Here is a 17,291-nt window from a genome sequence, read left to right on the forward strand (position 1 = left end):
AAGTAGTTCTGATTATACAAACAATAATTCTTATGATTATTCATCTAGTGATTATAGTAATGACTCTTCAAGTGATAGTTCTTCATCTTTTGATTAAGGAGGAAAATGTAATGAACCAAAAAATAGCAATAATGACCCTCAGTATTATTTTATTATTTTTCACAGCATATAGTACAGCCTCTGCAAAGGTATCTTTAGGGAAAACCGGAGGTTCTAGTGTGAAAAGTTCTTCTATTAATAGCGGTAAGGTTAGCTCAGTGAAATCAAAAAATAATACAAAAACCAATGCAAAAACTAGTCCTAGTAATATTAAAAGTAAAAATGCTGCAGCAAATGCAACTAAAGGAAAAAATAAATATAAAGGACAAGCTTATTATAAGGGGAATAATTTTAGCAAAACATTATTAACCGCTGCTGGTGTGTATTTGATTTTAGATTCTGTGACCAATGAAGGAGATCCGATATACGTTTCTGCTGAAACAGGCGAACCAGTTAAAGTTGAAGAATTGAAAGATGTAAAAGCTGTTGAGGATACTGAACCGATTACTGAAGAAGAAAAGGAAGAGGCGAGCAAAAAGGTAAATAGTTATTATGAATTAATAAGACAAGGGAATTATGGAACAGCAATTAAAGAGCTGTTACTATCTAAACCGGAAATTGAAAGTCAATTAGTGCCTGAAGAAAAGAGAAATACCTCTGATATTCAACAAGTAATAAAACAAATATCCCAATTTTATACTAGCAAAGTTAATTCTGTTGCTACTTTTAGCATAGAAGATGCTAAGGAAATCGATGGAAGAAGTATTTTGTTTACTGCTTCGTTAACTGACTCCAAAAAATATACCTATCAAGAAAGAATCGTTGCTATTAAGTTTGAAAATCAATGGTATTTAACTTTTGAACTAGTAGATGATGCTGTTAACCAAGTGATCGATAAACATGATTTAACCCCAAGGGAAGTAGTTACTAAATATTATAAAGAAGTAATAAATGCAAACTATGGGGCTGCAAGCACTTTAGTCTCTAAAAATCAAAGCTTTACAAAGGGGAAGACAGATGAAGAAATTAAAACTGAAATGATTGAAGCATTTAGTGAAAACGAAAACCCGTTATCATCAATAGACATACTTAAAGAGAAAAAAGAAAATGATCAAATGTATTCTTTCACCGTTAATCTAACTCATCTATATCCTGGATTTTTTGACGATTATATAGAGAAAACAACTGAGGTTGAAATTAAAGCTTTATATGAGGGAGGAATGTGGAAGCTTAACTTTGATGACGAGAAAAAGGCAAGTAGCAAAAACGAATCTCCCTTTTTATCACTAGATGATTTAAAGATTCTGCTACATATCGTCTTTATAGGTGCTTTATGTATTTCAATAGCGATAATGTTAAGCAATGGTTTAAAAGATAGGAAGAAGCTTAAAATGGCCATTATAAAAGGGAGAAGGTAATAACATGCAAATAATATTATGGATAGAAAAAATACTGTTGGTATTTCTTATTGGTTCATTATTATTTAAGATTCATTATTCTCGTAAATATTTGGACCAATTAAAAAATCATAAAAAGGTAAGTTTTATAAATGAAATTGATATTCCTTATGGGAAGAGCATAGGGAAAGTTATTGAGTTTTCTTTTCCTATTAATGAATATGACCCTCTGAATCCGAAATGGAATCTGATTTGGTCCATGAGAAAAGAAAATCTTAGGGTAAGTAACCGTTACTACGAAGTAAATAAAAAGAGATTTGCTTTCAAGCTGGACAATAGCAATTATTACTTATTCAGAAATGAAATTTTGATTCCTTTATCAAAAATTAAAGAAGAATATTTTGTGATTCATTTTAATGAAGAAATTATTTATTCGATTTCGTCATTGGAAGACCTCTCTAAAAAACTTTCTGAGCAGGATTTAAAAAAAAGAGATAGAGAGAGTTATAGGTTTTATTAAGGAAATTTCTGAATATGCTAATGGAATTGAAATGCAGGCTAGTCAAAAAGTAAAAATCTATCAAGATGAAAAGATGAAAGATTTATTAGAGAAACATCATTTAGCTATGGAACAAAATATAAAAAAGGTGCAATTGATTAACAAGATCAAATAAATAGAGAAGGAGATCAGGTATGTTGTTTTATATTGATGTATTGGGGGCAATTCTGAAGATACTTGGTTGGATTAAATCATTGATAGAAATGATAGATTAGTAATAGGGAATAAAAGAGGTTTATCAATGAATAATTGTGTTAATTTTTGTGTTAGCAGGTTTTATTGGCATACTTTTAGGAAGACCATTTAAAAATTGAAGTTGAAAAATAAAGACCTTTAATGCGGAATTGAAATGAAAATATAAAAGAGAGGGTCATTAGTGAGTATGAAAAATAAGAAAAGAAATTTAATTGTGTTCGGTTTTTTAGTTATAACTATCATATATATTTTTAGTTCATTTATTACAAGATCTTTAGAAAGCACATTTAATGTTTTACCTAAAAAAGATGAAGATATTGTTGTTAATGAGGAAAGAATTTATAAGATAGGTGATTATATAGTAGATAATTCCGTTTACTTCTCTGGTTTTATTAATGATTCGATTTCAATTGGAGTAATGAATGTAAGTAGTCGGGGGGATGATACTACACAGCTATATTACCCTTTAAAAAAAAATCAAATAATTGAAACGGATGTTATTAATGCTCCATTTAGTTTCACTGAAAAATTTAAAGTTGTTGATTTTAATGCTGAGACTGGAAGGCTGGAGTTAAAGAGAGTGAAGTAGTAGATAACCTATTTGCGGTAGAAAAGATTTTAATTGTGGCAAATTGACAGCTCCCATTAGAGAATGAGACTAAAACGATTACAGACTAAAGGAGAGGGTTTCACATATGTTTAAAAATCCGAATAGTAATCACTTCGCAAAAAAAATTATATAGGTAGGTAAACTTATGAATATGATACAATTTTTTGAAAGATTTTTATTATATGCCAAAATATTTGCCCCAATATTAATTTTCTTGATAATATTTTCAATTTTAATGGTTTTTGTATTAGTTGTTAGGGATATTTTTGATAGTCTTCGCATTAAATTTCTTGATAATAAAAATACAAATAAAGATAGTGATGATAAATTCAACTTAAAACAGGACATAGAAAATTAGTAGATAACTAAAGTTTGAGGGTTATAAAGAATTAAATTTGAATAGATAACTATTATTCATTAAAGGGAGGTAGTAAGTATGAAAAGAGTGGCAATAAAAGTAACACTAGAAAGAGAAGTTTGGCTTAGTAAAGAAGTATGGGAAGAAAGTTTTGGAGGTCAGTTACCTCAAGACATGGACGATTTAGACATGATAGAAGAAGAATGTTTAAGGAGAAATACAGAGTTTAAAAATGCAGAATTCATAAGTGAATTCTAGTTAAAGTACTTCCAAACCATATAAAATTAAAGTGCGTTAAAAAGGAGTGGGAAAAATGAAAGAAATTTTGATCGATATAACTTTAGATGAACCAAAAGCAACAATATTAGAAGCGATGGAACAAGCAGGATACAAGTATAAGGGTATATTCAAATACGACTATCCAGAATGGGGGCATAAATACTATGAAAGAATAAAAACAGAGTTATTCGAAAAAGAAAACAAACTCTTCTATTTTGCTAATGTTCCCCAATGGAAGGAAGGAAATATTTCAGTTATCAGAATCGGTGAAGTGGAGAATAAAAGTAACAAAAATCCTGAATATATTTATGCGTAGTTCGAAACTATTCTGCTGTAGAAAGGGGTTTATATATGAAAGTTCCAAAAGAAATAAAGGATAGTATTAGAAAGTCTGCAAAAGCGTTTCACACAGCGAGAGAACATGAAAAAATAGTAAGGGGTTAGCTTGATGAACAAGGTCTTGAAAATGATACTGTTCACGATAGCTGGATTGACACAATTGAAATGGGGTCTGGAAATTCAAAAGATTTTATTGAATTTCTAAAAAGAGTTGATGAATAGTTCGAAACTATTGTGAAGGAGTGAGTTGTTAATGGAAAATGAAGTGGTTAAGACAGTAAGTCTTGAATGTTTAGGTGTGAATCTGATTTTCTTGCTTTAACTAATAGCAAAGAATATGAATTGAATATATGTTATTGATGTTTTCTAAATGGTATGGCTAATTCATATATGAAGAGAAACGGAATAGAAAATAGATAATTTATATGGGGTAGAAAGAAGGGGATTTTCTCAGTGTCGCAAAAAGATTTAAGAGTATGTCCGAAATGTTTAAATGAGAAGAATATTGCTGATAAGACATGTAGTTACTGCAAAGAAAAATCAATAGTAATTAAAGATGGGGTTATTCTGAATTTCTTATTATTCTTTGTCCTTATGGTAATTCAGCTTGTAGCATATACATACAATGCAAGTTCACAAGATAAGTTGCTAATAGGATTTTTCTCAATGTTACTTCTGATTTTAACGAATATATTAGTTTTTGTTGCCTTGAAAAAGTTTGAAGAGAAGAATAAGTATCGTAGAAGTAACAAAAATTGAATCAAACAAAAAACGTGTTTATCTTATATTATAATTGCAAATCATACAGCAAAAGATTATATAAGGAAAAAATGATTTCAAAGTAGATAACTATTATTCATTAAAGGAGAGTTAATCGTGAAGAAAGAAAAATTAAACAAACCTTACACCATAGTTATTTTTCATAATGATAAGCCAGTTAAAAAGAAGAGATTTATTTCATTAGAAAAGTTAGATAGATATTGTGACCACGTTGAGAAATTAGGTAAAACCTATGGAACGTACAGCATAAACGCTTGGTAACTATTGCGAAGGAGTGAGGAAATGGAACACTTTTTAAAAATACAACCGCAATATTTTGAAGAAGTACGAAATGGAAATAAAAGTTTTGAAATCAGAAAAAATGACAGAGATTTTAAAGTTGGAGATACTCTTTATTTACAAGAATATAACCCTTTAGCACAAGAGTATACAGGGGAAGTAGTTAAAAGAGAAATTACTTATATTACTAATTATGCACAGCAAGAAAATTATATAGTAATGGCTATTGTTTGATAACTATTGTACGGTAGGAAAGGGGTTTTGCAATGAATAAGAATCAGAAAATTGTATGCGACTGGTTTCTAAACAATGGAATGGATTTTTTATCAGCTATAGTTGAATTAGAAGGGGTTTATGAGAGTATTCCTAACGAGGTTGCAGAAGCTTTTAGCGAACTAACTGATAAAGAAATAATAGAAGTAATAAAAAAATCAGCAAATAACATATTAAAACGTATAGCATAGTACGAAACAACTGTTCATTAGATAACCATTATGACAAAAAAATTTTAAGATTGGAGAAGCGAATCAAAAAGATGTGAATTTTAAAGTGAGTACCTTTCTAACAATAGAAGGATATAAAATATTAATACAATTAGTTGAATAGTACAAAGGTTATATGAAGGAGAGAAAATAAAGTGAATTTAATAAATATATTAATAGTGAGTTTAGTCATCATTAATTTATTTTTAATTAAGAATAAACGTTTTCCAATTATAAAAAAAGTATTGCCTTGGATAATTGTCATATTATTTTCATACCATTGGGGTGTCGGAGGATTAATTCAATATCCTTTTCTCGCTAATGTTGTTGGAATTATAGTCATTTCTTTTTGGTTTATAGTCATTACACAATATTTAAGAAGTTTATACATGAATCAAAAAGTAGAATAACTAAATTTAATAGGGTTTAACAACACGAACTTGAAAAACTTTTATAATGAAAATCGTGTTGTAAAGATAGTACTTATAATATGCCTTGATATTGAAAATTAAATAACTATTTTGTGGAAAGGGAAATGAAGAATATGAAAGATTCCATTATTATTAATGAAGCGAGAGGAAAAGCAGTAAATAATTTAATAAAGATTATGAAGAGTAGTTCGAAAAAAAGTAGAATAGCAATTCATTTTACTAGACTTAATAACAAAAGTGAAAATCTACAAAGAATAATTGAAAAGAGATAATTACAAGGTTTTAGATAGATATAGCTATAGTATGGAAAATTAACCATAAGAAAAATAGCTTAGTAATGTAGGAAGGAGAACAAAATTTTGATGATAACAGCAAAAAGTTATTTTAGTGGTGCTGGTGGAATGGACTTAGGAATGTTAGACGCTGGTATTGAAATTATGGAATCTTTTGAAATAGATAAAGTTGCTTGTGAGACTTTAAGGAAAAACTTTAAACACAGAATAAACCAAACCGATATCACAAAAATAACTGTACTCGATCAGCAAGATGCAGATGTTTATATTGGAACTTTCCCTTGTACGAAGTATAGCCGGATTGCTGATATACATGGAACTAGAACAGGCGATGATTTATTTTTACATTTTTTTAGACATGTGGCTTTAGCACAACCAGAAGTGTATATAGTTGAAAATGTTCCTGGTATGCGAAAATTTCAAGTGGTGATGGAGTGCTTAACTAGATTACCCAATTATTACGTTAGAGTAGAATGCCCTGTTAACGCAAATATGTGGCTCCCTCAAGAACGTAAAAGATTAATAGTTATAGGAACTAAAAAGCCTTTCCATAATTTATCTTATCCAGAAGCAAAACCAATGAGAATGAGAGATATTATTGATATTGGAGCAGAAGTATATACTCCTGATTATGTTCAAAAAAGATTAAATGGTGCATATCGAGATAAGCCAATTATTACAGATTTAGATGGAAAAGCTCCAACTTGTGTAGCGCAAAATATTGCCTCAATCTCTTACAAGTTGCATTTGTAGACAATGAGCACTATCGATACCTATTTTGCTTACCACTACAGAAGACTTATCATTAAAAACAAAAATGGAAGAAAGGAAAGAAGTATGCTTAATAAACTCATCGAGTTGATATCTGAAGGAAATATTAGTCTTGGACAATTATCCATTATTTTCGCTGTTATTCTAACAATAACTGCTATAATCGGTTACACCTTTCTTTTCTGGGAGCAGCGATCTTATGAAAAACTACTAACAGGTAAACCATTACCTTCTAATAGGGGTAGCGTCAGGAAAATGCGGATTTACAACGTTAAGGAAATCAAAATATAAAAAGCCTAATTTCTCGGTGTTATAAGTGAAAAATTAGGCTTTAGTTACTTCATTAAAGCGCCTGATTGTTGAAGACTAAAGTTTATATTCACCAAGAAATGCTCTTATCCTAACAAATTTTATTTAGGACTTACATGTATGCCTTCACTCTCTCGCCAATCTGCGTAAAGTATACGCTTTACATTATCATATCCATTGGTAGTTAATTGGTTATCTAACCACTGTTGATCAAATCCGAGTTCATGTAAATTATCCCATAAAATTTCCCCATCTATAATTAACGATGTTGGGAGGTCTACTGGACTTTCTGGAAGATTGAGATCTTGCTTGTCTGGTTTTTGATACTTGGATTTTAATAATAAACTTATTTGCCCATTAGCTTCCAATATACCGTATTTGACTTCGCGAACTGAAAAGACATTATTTTGACGGAGTATACTCAATACTTGATTTACATCCAATTTGTTCTTTGTAAGTAACTTCCTGTCCATAACACCATCTCGAATGATGATGTTAGGATTGCCTAATAAGAGAGAACGTGTCGATTTATTTTTTAGAGTCATAAACTCTATTCCAAACATAAGAAACGTCCACAATCCGATGGCATATAAAAAATGAAAAATCCCTACCTTATCTTCATAAATGGTATTTCCTAAAAGATCTCCAAGTACTAACACAAAAACTAAGTGAAACGGGGTTAACTGATAGATGGATGTTCTGCCTGTTATGATAATGATAAAAAATAAAGTGGCAAAACCAACGATGACTTTGATCGTCAGTAAACCAATATTGACTTCTTCCAAAGTTTTTTCCTCCAATTTAAATTTTACTTAGTTGTAAGATCTTGAGGTTTAGATAAAGAGGCTAGTTTTAGTATTAAAGCTCGAGTTACAATTCCAACCATGATGTAATATATGAATGAATATCTGTATCTCCACTCTAAATAATTAACAAGTTTGACCCACTCGCAAAAGGGTTCACCTATATAGGCATATGTTAGTGCCATAATGATCTGGGCTAAAATAAAAGATTTCCATGTTCTAAAATATTGATATAACAACATGTAAGCTACAGGCACCATTGAAAAATCAAAAGGAAAGGCCCGAGGAATAAAAGGTAAAAATGCAATGGGGTAATCCCAAAAACTATATTGTGCACCAACTACATCTAATAAGGTTGTTGTCAAGATAATTATGGTACCAAATAACAAAATTTCTAAAATAATGTCATGTTTAACAAGTTTAGCCCATATAACCCAAGGCACAACTAAAAAAACAACTAGTATCCACCATTCCCAAGTTAAAAACTCATTTGTTAGCCAACCATTTAATTCTAAATGATACAGCTTATCTTCTAATAAACGTATTTCCTTAAGATTTTCAAATATATTATCTATTGATATCATCCCTATATTTAAATTAAAAGGTAACAGATATTTTTGAATTCAAACTCTTTGAGCTGCCTTTTTAGTATTACCGTTTTTTAGTAATGAATTTCCATCGTAAATAACAAAAATTTTTTAAATCTAGATTTAAGATAGAACAATAAAAACAGGATACATCAACTTATAATAATGGAGAAAGGAGGCGAGCACCCTGTTCAACAATGCGCTCGGTCAGGGATCGTTGCAACAAGTCTTCAATTCTTAATGGTACAGAATCAGTAAGATCCCCCTCGAACTGCTCTGTGAGTTCTCTTGCCACATCAGCACTGTACACGACTTGACACACCTCATAATTCAGGCGAAAACTTCTCATATCATAGTTTGCTGCGCCTACTTCTGCAATTTCCTCATCAATGATCATCAGTTTCGCATGTAACATTCCTTTATTGTACTGGTAGATTTGGACCCCAGCTTCTATAAGTTCCCCGTAATAGGTACGACTTGCATAGCCCACGCTTTTTTGATCAATGTGGCGAGGAACCAGCAATCTTACGTGCACACCACGAGCCACAGCTGTCTTTAATGCCATGATAATATCTGTTTCTGGTACAAAGTAGGGTGTTGTTATATCAATAGTCTTGGTCGCCTGTGTTATACATATAAAGTAAGCTTGACGAATAACTGGGGTAGGAATTCCAGGGTTTCCTTCCAACGTATGGATGTACGCTTTTTGCAATGTCCCTGTCTTTGGGTATATGTCCATCTCTTTACCATCTATGGTGCTCAACTCTGAACCCAATTCGGCTGACCATCTGGAAAGATCTACTCTTCCGATTGGATTGATTTTCGTTACCTCAGATTTTGTTTTCAGATTTGTTTTCGATTTTATCCGTTCCGGCACAGCAATATTCCAATGAACGTCAAAGACAGTCTGCAAATTGACTGATGCTTCTCCTGTTATTTGTAAATGAGTATCCCTCCAGAAGCCAACGTCAGGCTTCAATCCTGTATATTCATATCCTACGTTCATGCCACCAGTAAAAGCTTTCTTTCCGTCGATCGTGACAATCTTACAATGATCCCGATAATTCCAATTGGATAAAATCCAGGGAAAGCGTAAAGGAAATATTGTCCGGCATTCTATCCCTGCTTCCACCATCTGAAGGATTTTTTGACGCGGAAATTTTTTACTCCCCCAACCATCTCTAATAAAACGAACCCGCACTCCGTTTACTGCTTTTTCGATCAGCAGTTCTGTGATGCGATTACCTATTTGGTCATTCCGATAGATGTAATATTCCAGATCAATGGTTTTTTGGGCTTTTTGTAGGGATTCGATGAGTTGTTCATATTTTGCTATTCCATTGTTAAACACTTGGACTTGGCCCATTCGAAGCCCATTCACAGTGAAATGCCGTAAAGCATCGGCAATTACCGATGCTGAATCACCGAATGTCTCAGGTAATTTGTTAGATTCATTTTTAGAAGAGTTCAATCTTTTTCGATGAATAAACTTAGGGTTTGATACGCTAAGATAAAGCAAGAAACCAATGACTGGCAAAAGAAGGACGATTATTATCCAATTCAATGCCTTGGCAGGCCTACGTACTTCCCAAATTGCTATGAATAAGATAAAGAACATATTTAACAGGTATAGATAAAAAATCCACTCCAACTGGAATCCCTCCTTCTGTTTCTCTTAACATGTCCAAACTATGTAGCGAGTATACGTTTGGAATACGAAGGAATTGTTTAGATACCTTTTCTTATGAGACACCCAAAATAATTTTGTAATTAGTTTATTTTGTCACAGGAATTTAAACGTTGGAAATGGATCGAAAAACAAAAATGGAGGTCCGTTTTACATTTCTTCTATATTAATCCCAATATATTCCGTAATTCTGCTGCGGCTGACTAAGTATATTCGATGTTAAAAAGACTCCAACAGGGGGGCAAGGCACTACTACTAATTATGTTAACTAGTTTTGTATAGAGTATTCATTTGATATTTGTAAAAAAGGGCATGAATGTATGCTTTTTTTCATACTGTATTTTGGAGGTGGAAAAATGACAAGAGTAGCTTACCAAAATGCAGACGTCGATTTAATGGCAAGGATGATGAGAGCAGAAGCTGAAGGCGAAGGACCACAAGGAATGCTATATGTTGGAAATGTCATTGTTAACCGTGTTGTAGCAGATTGTGCTGACTTTAAGGAATTAAGAACAATTAGAGATGTCATTTTTCACGTACAAGGAGGAAATTACTCTTTTGAAGCTGTTCAAAAAGGTAATGTATTTTATCAAAGAGCAAGAGAATCTGAAAGAAGATTAGCAAGAAAGAATTTGGAATATTGGAGAGATCACCCAGCGAAATATGCTCTTTGGTACTTTAATCCATATGGTCCGTGTCCTCCAACATGGTATGACCAACCTTTTACTGGTCAATTTAAACAACATTGTTTTTATGAACCAGCGCCTGGAACATGTGAAAGCGTTTATAGTCCTCGTTGAGGAAAAGATTCGAATATTTATAAAAACTAAAATAAACTTTTTAGTAACCGTATTTACCTAAGAAAGATTGTAAAATACTAACTTAACAAAAAGGTACATTAATTGAGTAAGCAGCAAAAAAGGATCTTCTTACTGGAAGATCCTCAGAGGGTTTGTCAAACCGCTGGGAGGTGCGAACCACTTCGGTTTTATGCCAATGGTTTCTTCAATGAGAGCATTCGTCTTTTCTAACTCTTGTATGGTATCACTTTTAGATCGCTTCTTAAGATCTAGATGACTATAAGCATGATTTCCAATTTCATGGCCTTCCCGATAGATCATCTTAGCTAGGTCAGGATTCTTTTTAACCCAGCTACCATCGAAAAAAAATGTCGCCTTCACCTTGGATTCCTTTAGTGTGGTAAGGATCGTTGGAATGTACTCATTACCCCAAGCAACATTTATTAATAACGCCACCATAGGCTTTTCTGGATTTCCTTTATAAATCGGGATGGGTGCTAGATTTTCTAAATGGACATTTGGAGGTTTTTCCTTATAAACAACTTTGTTTTTGTGAAAATTACCATCTGATTTCATTTTTTTATAACTAGATTCAATATCTACATCCAATCCATTGTATCCAGGAATTGCCTTCCACACTCTATCGACTTTTGCATCAATCGGTTCAATTTTATGTTCCTCTCTATACACTTTAATTTCTTTGTAAAGTTCATCATTTTTCTCCTTTAAGGCTGCTGTACCAGAGCCAATAGTATTAAATGGTCCAATAAGATCCGTAATTGTTAAAATGAAAGTACTTAAAAACACTATTAGTATTAGCGAATTTTTTTCCTCATAAAACTCCTCCGCAATATAAACTAATAATTTTAAAATACCCATCAACAATAGACTTATGTAATTAAAAAAAAACAATCATAACACTAATCTTATAGGCTTATTATTCCCATCCCATTAACTACACCGTAGGAAAAATCGGCTTTCTTCATGTCGATATTGCTTAGCGTATGTTTCCACGTTTGTTGTTGGGACTCTCAATAAAAAATTATTTTCCTTTAATTAAGGATGTTATTAAACCCACAGAGGTAATAGCTATACATGAATAAATGAAGGTATCTAATTTTAATAAAGCCAGACATGCCAACACAATAATTCCATCTATCAGTATGATTACAAGTGCAATATTTAACGAAAAAGTTTCAGAAATAATTTCAGCTAGTAAGTCAGTTCCTCCAGTGCTTGTCTTATATCGCAGCATTAGACCAACACCAACTCCAATTATTGCACCTCCAATTAGTGCGCTTGCAAGTTGGGGAATAAAAAATTGAGAACGAAGAGGAACAAGTAAATCAATAAATAAGGACGAAACCAATAAGCCTTGCAAACTACTAAAAAAATACTCTTTTTTATTTATTGAGGAAAATATACAAATAGGGATACTTAACCCCACCATTATAATACCAGTTGGAAATTTAAAAAAATAATGAAGTAATAGTGCGATCCCAAGGATTCCACCATCTATTAAATGATGAGGAACTAGAAACCCATTCACACCAACTCCTAATAACAGACTTCCAATAAGAGTAGCTATTAATTTCTTAAAAATAACAATCACCTTGTCTCATTTTTAATCTAATAATATGTCGGGGTTTTAAGGTTAAGAATAAGAATGCAGAGGAAAAATTAAATATATTAGGGAATACTTCATTTATTAGGGGATAATCGCCTCCACTTTCCCCCTTTCTTAAAAGGCATTAAAGTATCTAAAGAAAGTAATTCTTTAGGTACTTTAATGCTCCGAAATCCCATAAGTAAAAAATAATTTAAACTTCAGTAAAGTTACTATTACTCCCTTGATCCCATATATCTAAATCCCTTTTTAGTTCACTCCGTTTTTTTATTTATTGTGTAATAAGGTAAGTTTCCTTGAGCTGACGAAATAATTCGTGCAAAACTAAAATCATTTATGTTTATTTCCTTTATAGGCAAGTTAAATTATTTAAATTAATGAGAATTGCACTCTTATCACAAAGACACATATTCTATTCTAAAAATAAATTACTAACGTCTATCTGTGAAGATTACCTATACAGGAGCATTTTTCCCAAACAAAATGGGACTTCTCAATGAGGTCCCATTTCCTTGTTGTGCGCCCGGCATGCACATGAACTATAGGGTGCGAGTCCCGAACCCCGAAGACAGAAGTAGAGGTTAGCCAAGAGCTAGGGTGTCCGTGGTGACGCGGAATCTGAAGGAAGCTGGAGGCAAAACACCGGTCCGAGGAACACGAATCTCATACAAGGCTAGTTACGACTGGATGAGTTTGCAACACAAAACAAAGTCCTTTCTGTCGAAGGTCATACCTAGTAAATGAGGCGGATAGATGGTGTAAAAGTGCATGTGCTTACCCGGGGAGGTCTGATGGAAACGTGAAGTACCCTTCATAACCTACTTGGTGACAAGTAGCTGAATCATCAGAAGTCAGCAGAGGTCATAGTACGATTGGGTCTAGAACCAGTCGGAAGGACTGAACAATTAAGAGAGATTAGCCCTTGGCTTTCCATCTAGAATGAAATAGCACAGAAAACAGAGAAACCTCACGCTTAGAAAGTAGTGGTGAATCCCACGAGGGTATTTGCGGAGGGTGGAGTTCAGATGGGCATAATAAGATAAGCTAATCACGGAAAGGAACGAAATGGTGATGTTGAATCAAATTCTTGAACGGCAAAATATGATACAAGCGCTAAAGCGAGTGGAAGCGAATAAAGGAAGCCATGGAGTAGACATGATGCCCGTACAAACCTTACGACAGCACATCCTCGAAAATTGGGAAACCATTAAATCGCAGATTTTGAATGGAACCTATGAACCACAACCAGTACGTCGAGTCGAAATCCCGAAACCAGATGGTGGTGTGCGTTTACTAGGTATCCCAACCGTGACAGATCGTTTGATTCAACAAGCTATCTCGCAGATTTTATCAAAGGAATATGACAAAATATTTTCGGACCACAGTTATGGATTCCGTCCAAATCGGAGTGCCCATGACGCTGTTCGGAAAGCAAAGGGTTATTTAAAGGAAGGTTATCGATGGGTGATTGATATGGATTTAGAGAAATTCTTCGATAAGGTCAATCATGACCGACTAATGGCAACATTAGCGAAACGAATTTCAGATAAATCTTTATTAAAACTTATTCGTAAATATCTCCAAGCTGGTGTCATGATAAATGGAGTGATTTCAAGTATAGAAGAAGGAACACCACAAGGTGGACCTTTAAGTCCCTTACTTTCAAACATAGTTCTAGATGAACTCGATAAAGAGTTGGAGGAACGTGGACATAAATTCGTTCGATACGCAGATGATTGCAATATTTATGTGAAAACAGAACGTGCGGGTCTAAGAGTAATGGCGAGTGTACAAAGATTTATTGAGGGAAAACTTCGTTTAAAAGTAAACGAAAAGAAATCAGCGGTAGACCGTCCTTGGAACCGGAAGTTCTTAGGTTTTAGTTTCACGAATCACAAAGAACCAAAGGTTCGTCTTGCGAAAACAAGTCTAGTTCGAATGAAGAAGAAAATACGAGAGATTACCTCAAGAAAGATGCCATACTCCATGGAATACAGAATCAAGATGTTAAACCAATATCTAATGGGGTGGTGTGGTTATTTTGGATTAGCAGATACAAGTTCCACATTCAAATCACTAGATAGCTGGATTAAAAGAAGATTAAGAATGTGTCTATGGAAGAATTGGAAGAAACCTCAAACAAGAGTCAGAAATCTTACTCGGTTGAAAGTTCCTTCTGGAAAAGCATACGAGTGGGGAAACACCCGAAAAGGGTACTGGCGCATTTCTAAAAGCCCCATATTACACAGAACCCTCGGCAATTCCTATTGGGAAAGCCAAGGGCTGAAAAGTCTACAAGTTCGTTACGAAACTTTGCGTTATTCATCTTAATTGAACCGCCGTATACGGAACCGTACGTACGGTGGTATGAGAGGTCGGGAGTTAATCACTCCCTCCTACTCGATTATTAAGTATAATAATCTCTTTAATGGAGAGATAAACCAAACTGTTGTTCGTTTTATGAACTAACCGTTTTTATAACCGGTAACTAAACCATTAGCTCTAAGCTCGTGAAGGGGTAGCGTCCCGAAAATGCGGATTTACAACGTTAAGCTGTTTTCATTGTTAAAAACGAAGGATTTAACAACGATAAGACTTTTGAGACAAGTCTTACGAGACACTAGTAAGCTTTATTTTACGTAAAATCGGTTAAGTCCCAATAGATTAGACCATATTGATATAAACCTCATACCCCTTGATATAACAACGATTGTATTCTCAACGTTGTAAATTGTGAAAATCCTGACGCTACCCCGTGAAGTGGTGTCAGCTCCAATCTGGACTCCAAACTCCTATTCTCAATTTTATACTTCAAAATACCTGTTTATAATACATGTTGTATTAGTGATGATTTTAATTTATACAGAGTCATGATGCTAAAAAAAAGATATACGGATAATACGGATAATAAAAATAAGGATAACCATACCAAAATGGGCTCAATAACGTACCAGCCAACAAACCACCTAATAAACCGCCTAGAAATGGGCTTCTCCACCAATATGGTCTCCAAAAGAAGGGAGATCCAAAAAATGGTCTAAAGGGAAAAGGCCTAAAAAATGGTCTAAAGAAAATGGCCTTATACCCCAAATCCTTTGGTCTAAATTTTCAACCTGATTATTTTGCCGAGATGGATCGTAATAATATTGCGGTTCTGAATTCATGAAAAGGGATTTTAAATCAGGCTTAAATCTGTAATTGGTGCTTTGTTAAGGGCTAGAACATCGCATCTTTTTTATAAACGTCGCGACTTTCTTAAAAATATCGCGTCTTTTTTATTAGTATTGCAACTTTATTTCAAAGCTACAGAAGATTTATTTTAGTAATATTTTGGCTTAATTTTAAAACGAAAGGAATCTCAATAATTGTCTATCCAAAGGAATAATTGCTATTTAGAATTGAGGATAAAACATTTTATTCGAGGCATTCTATCTTTGTACTAAACCACAAACAGGAGGAAGTAGCATGGCTAATCAAATTGATACTAATAAATTAAAACAAGCAGAGGCAGCCTCTTCTATAGTAAAAGATATGATAACTTCAGCGATTGAACAATCTGCTGCTAATACTACTCTTGCTTCAGAAGCATTAAAACAAGCATCAAATGAAGTTGCAGGCGGTTTTCTATATTTATTGTGTTTAATTAAGTTCAGTAAAGGGAACGGTGGAAAAAATTTGAGATGAGACATATTACCCAAAAAGATTATACATCGCAAACCTATAATCGTCGCCAAATAGAAGAACTGATGGGGATTTGGAAACGAGGTTACTACAGAAAAAATGGTGCTATTCACCAAAAGTAATTTTATAACTATATTCCCAAAAAATTCACCACATAAGAAAATTCTGATTCGGGTAATCTAAAAAGGTCAAAAAATTCAAGGAGGATTCATCATGACAGTAATAAATGATGTTAAGACAGCTCTAGCAGGATTAAAAAGTGCACAAGCAAGTTTCGAAACATTTGCTCTTGGTACAGATAATCAACAGGCAAAGCAACTTTACCAAGATGCTGCTAAACAAACCCAATCTGTTATTAACAGCCTTGAACCACGCGTTCAACAAATTGAACAAGAAGAACCTCAATACAAACAACAATAATGAGTAAGATAAAAAAGGTTGGCCTCCCAACCAACCTTTTTTAATTCCTTTAAATAATGGGAAAAACGGAGATGGTTTCATGAAAGACAAAATAACCAAAATAAAAATTTTTCTTTCCATTTTAGCCGTGATCGGGTTTGGAACAGGATGTAACGATAACCAAAATCAGTTAGATGAGGATAACAATCATTTAGGTATTTCACAAGTACATACGAGTAAACCCATCGGTCAATCTGTTGCCAATAGGGCTAAAGAAAAGATTATTACCAAAGAAGAAATTTCAGATGTAAAGGCTGTGAATACAGATAAAGAGCTTTTTGTAGCAATAAAGGTAGAAAATTTCAATCGTTTTCGATTAAAAAGTATCGAGAAGACAGTAAAGTCAGACTTAGAAAAAATGTATCCGAATCATAAAGTCGTCGTTTCGACGGATAAAAAAATGTTCTGGGAACTCGAAAAAATAGAACAAAGACTGCAAAAAAACAATATGAATAAGAAAAGCTTGAAAAAAGATTTGCAAAAACTTGAAAGTATTCTAAAGGAACAGACGTAAAGAGGAAGGATC

At 33.2% G+C, this 17,291-nt stretch carries 23 protein-coding genes; 18 read left to right on the forward strand and 5 right to left on the reverse strand.

Annotated features, from left to right (window positions below):
• The first annotated feature begins 110 nt into the window (after window positions 1-110).
• The 13 genes from NYE52_RS23220 to NYE52_RS23280 all read left to right on the forward strand — a co-directional run bounded on the left by NYE52_RS23220 (window position 111) and on the right by NYE52_RS23280 (window position 7,103).
• The gene (locus NYE52_RS23220) at window positions 111-1,457 is read left to right on the forward strand and encodes a hypothetical protein (RefSeq protein ID WP_047944121.1); all 1,347 of its coding nucleotides are present in this window, start codon (window positions 111-113) and stop codon (window positions 1,455-1,457) included.
• A 4-nt stretch (window positions 1,458-1,461) separates the two neighbouring features.
• The gene (locus NYE52_RS23225) at window positions 1,462-1,956 is read left to right on the forward strand and encodes a hypothetical protein (RefSeq protein ID WP_047944120.1); all 495 of its coding nucleotides are present in this window, start codon (window positions 1,462-1,464) and stop codon (window positions 1,954-1,956) included.
• A gap of 415 nt (window positions 1,957-2,371) precedes the next feature.
• Window positions 2,372-2,779, forward strand: a complete 408-nt coding sequence (locus tag NYE52_RS23230; RefSeq protein WP_047944119.1) for a hypothetical protein — start codon at window positions 2,372-2,374, stop codon at window positions 2,777-2,779.
• Between the two features lie 457 nt (window positions 2,780-3,236).
• Complete coding sequence (locus NYE52_RS23235; RefSeq protein ID WP_047944117.1) at window positions 3,237-3,416, forward strand: hypothetical protein; 180 nt, start codon at window positions 3,237-3,239, stop codon at window positions 3,414-3,416.
• Window positions 3,417-3,471: 55 nt separating this feature from the next.
• Complete coding sequence (locus tag NYE52_RS23240; protein WP_047944116.1) at window positions 3,472-3,753, forward strand: hypothetical protein; 282 nt, start codon at window positions 3,472-3,474, stop codon at window positions 3,751-3,753.
• 476 nt (window positions 3,754-4,229) lie between these two features.
• Window positions 4,230-4,535 carry a hypothetical protein gene (locus tag NYE52_RS23245; protein WP_016204188.1) on the forward strand — a complete coding sequence of 102 codons (306 nt, stop codon included), beginning with the start codon at window positions 4,230-4,232 and terminating at the stop codon, window positions 4,533-4,535.
• 117 nt (window positions 4,536-4,652) lie between these two features.
• Entirely contained in the window at window positions 4,653-4,817 is a 165-nt protein-coding gene (locus NYE52_RS23250) for a hypothetical protein (protein ID WP_161798411.1), read from the forward strand.
• A 21-nt stretch (window positions 4,818-4,838) separates the two neighbouring features.
• Entirely contained in the window at window positions 4,839-5,069 is a 231-nt protein-coding gene (locus tag NYE52_RS23255; RefSeq protein ID WP_016204189.1) for a DUF3850 domain-containing protein, read from the forward strand.
• A gap of 32 nt (window positions 5,070-5,101) precedes the next feature.
• Window positions 5,102-5,299 carry a hypothetical protein gene (locus NYE52_RS23260; protein WP_047944115.1) on the forward strand — a complete coding sequence of 66 codons (198 nt, stop codon included), beginning with the start codon at window positions 5,102-5,104 and terminating at the stop codon, window positions 5,297-5,299.
• A gap of 173 nt (window positions 5,300-5,472) precedes the next feature.
• Window positions 5,473-5,727: a hypothetical protein gene (locus NYE52_RS23265; protein WP_047944114.1), complete on the forward strand. Its 255-nt coding sequence runs from the start codon at window positions 5,473-5,475 to the stop codon at window positions 5,725-5,727.
• A gap of 125 nt (window positions 5,728-5,852) precedes the next feature.
• Window positions 5,853-6,020, forward strand: a complete 168-nt coding sequence (locus NYE52_RS23270; RefSeq protein ID WP_156827845.1) for a hypothetical protein — start codon at window positions 5,853-5,855, stop codon at window positions 6,018-6,020.
• Between the two features lie 90 nt (window positions 6,021-6,110).
• On the forward strand, window positions 6,111-6,794 hold the full coding sequence (locus NYE52_RS23275) for a DNA cytosine methyltransferase (protein ID WP_226793783.1): 684 nt from the start codon (window positions 6,111-6,113) through the stop codon (window positions 6,792-6,794).
• 84 nt (window positions 6,795-6,878) lie between these two features.
• Window positions 6,879-7,103, forward strand: coding sequence for a hypothetical protein (locus NYE52_RS23280; protein WP_152116065.1), 225 nt, complete (start codon window positions 6,879-6,881; stop codon window positions 7,101-7,103).
• A 119-nt stretch (window positions 7,104-7,222) separates the two neighbouring features.
• On the opposite strand, the gene NYE52_RS23285 is transcribed toward NYE52_RS23280, so the two are convergent.
• The 3 genes from NYE52_RS23285 to NYE52_RS23295 form a co-directional block, all read right to left on the reverse strand.
• Window positions 7,223-7,906, reverse strand: coding sequence for a DUF421 domain-containing protein (locus NYE52_RS23285; protein WP_047945101.1), 684 nt, complete (start codon window positions 7,904-7,906; stop codon window positions 7,223-7,225).
• 23 nt (window positions 7,907-7,929) lie between these two features.
• Entirely contained in the window at window positions 7,930-8,508 is a 579-nt protein-coding gene (locus NYE52_RS23290; RefSeq protein ID WP_152116729.1) for a CBO0543 family protein, read from the reverse strand.
• A gap of 160 nt (window positions 8,509-8,668) precedes the next feature.
• Window positions 8,669-10,162: a phospholipase D-like domain-containing protein gene (locus tag NYE52_RS23295; RefSeq protein WP_047945075.1), complete on the reverse strand. Its 1,494-nt coding sequence runs from the start codon at window positions 10,160-10,162 to the stop codon at window positions 8,669-8,671.
• Window positions 10,163-10,554: 392 nt separating this feature from the next.
• On the opposite strand from NYE52_RS23295, the gene NYE52_RS23300 reads away from it, so the two are divergent.
• Window positions 10,555-10,998, forward strand: a complete 444-nt coding sequence (locus tag NYE52_RS23300) for a cell wall hydrolase (RefSeq protein ID WP_031537041.1) — start codon at window positions 10,555-10,557, stop codon at window positions 10,996-10,998.
• A gap of 129 nt (window positions 10,999-11,127) precedes the next feature.
• Here NYE52_RS23300 and NYE52_RS23305 read toward each other — a convergent pair whose 3' ends face one another.
• Together NYE52_RS23305 and NYE52_RS23310 are read right to left on the reverse strand one after the other, a co-directional pair.
• A complete protein-coding gene (locus NYE52_RS23305) occupies window positions 11,128-11,877 on the reverse strand; it encodes a polysaccharide deacetylase family protein (protein WP_081836613.1) in 750 nt (249 codons plus the stop codon).
• Between the two features lie 163 nt (window positions 11,878-12,040).
• A complete protein-coding gene (locus NYE52_RS23310) occupies window positions 12,041-12,610 on the reverse strand; it encodes a YitT family protein (RefSeq protein ID WP_031537039.1) in 570 nt (189 codons plus the stop codon).
• A 1,083-nt stretch (window positions 12,611-13,693) separates the two neighbouring features.
• Here NYE52_RS23310 and ltrA point away from each other — a divergent pair.
• The 4 genes from ltrA to NYE52_RS23330 all read left to right on the forward strand — a co-directional run bounded on the left by ltrA (window position 13,694) and on the right by NYE52_RS23330 (window position 17,279).
• Window positions 13,694-14,956: a group II intron reverse transcriptase/maturase gene (gene ltrA / locus NYE52_RS23315; RefSeq protein WP_031537038.1), complete on the forward strand. Its 1,263-nt coding sequence runs from the start codon at window positions 13,694-13,696 to the stop codon at window positions 14,954-14,956.
• Between the two features lie 1,134 nt (window positions 14,957-16,090).
• Window positions 16,091-16,309, forward strand: coding sequence for a hypothetical protein (locus tag NYE52_RS23320; RefSeq protein ID WP_035416354.1), 219 nt, complete (start codon window positions 16,091-16,093; stop codon window positions 16,307-16,309).
• Between the two features lie 210 nt (window positions 16,310-16,519).
• On the forward strand, window positions 16,520-16,726 hold the full coding sequence (locus tag NYE52_RS23325; RefSeq protein WP_031537037.1) for a DUF1657 domain-containing protein: 207 nt from the start codon (window positions 16,520-16,522) through the stop codon (window positions 16,724-16,726).
• A gap of 79 nt (window positions 16,727-16,805) precedes the next feature.
• On the forward strand, window positions 16,806-17,279 hold the full coding sequence (locus NYE52_RS23330) for a YhcN/YlaJ family sporulation lipoprotein (protein ID WP_031537035.1): 474 nt from the start codon (window positions 16,806-16,808) through the stop codon (window positions 17,277-17,279).
• Window positions 17,280-17,291: the final 12 nt, after the last annotated feature.

The sequence above is a fragment of the Niallia sp. FSL W8-0635 genome (assembly GCF_038007965.1).
Classification (GTDB): Bacteria; Bacillota; Bacilli; order Bacillales; family Cytobacillaceae; genus Niallia.